This is a genomic window from Mycobacterium sp. 852013-51886_SCH5428379 (assembly GCF_001665575.1).
In the GTDB taxonomy this organism is placed as follows: Bacteria; Actinomycetota; Actinomycetes; order Mycobacteriales; family Mycobacteriaceae; genus Mycobacterium.
Genome location: NZ_LZSU01000049.1, coordinates 1 through 805 on the forward strand (window position 1 = coordinate 1; position 805 = coordinate 805).

Below are 805 nucleotides of genomic sequence, written 5' to 3' on the forward strand. Positions count from 1 at the left end.
TCGATCGCGGCGGGGTCGGCCAGGATGTTGACGACGATGTGGGCGGTGTCCGGTGCGGTGGCCGTGCAGGTCGGGGAGCCGCATCGGCACGGGAGGGGTTGGTCGAGGATGATGGCGCCCATCGCACACGAGCGTCGTTCGTCGATGCTGCGGGGGTCTTCATCGCACAGGCCGGTGAGTAGGGCTGCGATGCGGGCGGCCAGGGCCGCGGCTTCACAGCCGAGGATCTGACCCCAGATGGTGGTCAGGGCGTCGGGGTCATCGTGGGCGCCGATGCGCAAGGTCCGGTTTTTGATGGCGTCTTTGGCGCGCCGGACCGCGTCGGGGTCGTAGCGGTTGATCAGGGCGTCGATCGCGGTGCCCAGCCGCGCATCGGAGAGTGGTTCCCAGCGTTCGACTTTGTCGGCCAGCGCCGCATCCACCTGCGCCATGGTGTCGAGGTCGAGGATGAACTGGGTGTGCCAGGTGATCTTGGAGATCATCCGGGCGCTGAGCCTGCCGTGCAGGCACAGCGCCGCGATCTTGGGGAGTCGATCGCGCAGGGCGATGGCGATCCGCATCTGCGCCGAGGCTTTGCGGTGCCCGATATTGAGCACCGCCCCGACCTCGGAGGCGGTGTTCGCCCAGGAGTCGTGCACCCAGTCGTCGCACTCCTCGTCGAACGTCACGCTCTGGTGCACCAGCTGGGCGAGTGCGGCCAGCTTGCGCGCCCCGGCCAACGCTTCCTCGCGGGCGGACTGGTCGATGACAGCGATCAGCGCGGCGTCGTCTCGCCCCGCGAACACCGTATCGAACATAGTTTCGA

General features: G+C 68.0%; 1 protein-coding gene. It reads right to left on the minus strand.

Annotated elements, in window-relative coordinates:
- Positions 1–797 (minus strand): DUF222 domain-containing protein (locus A5757_RS19690; RefSeq protein ID WP_156618577.1); only part of this gene is annotated, 797 nt, incomplete at its 3' end.
- Positions 798–805: the final 8 nt, after the last annotated feature.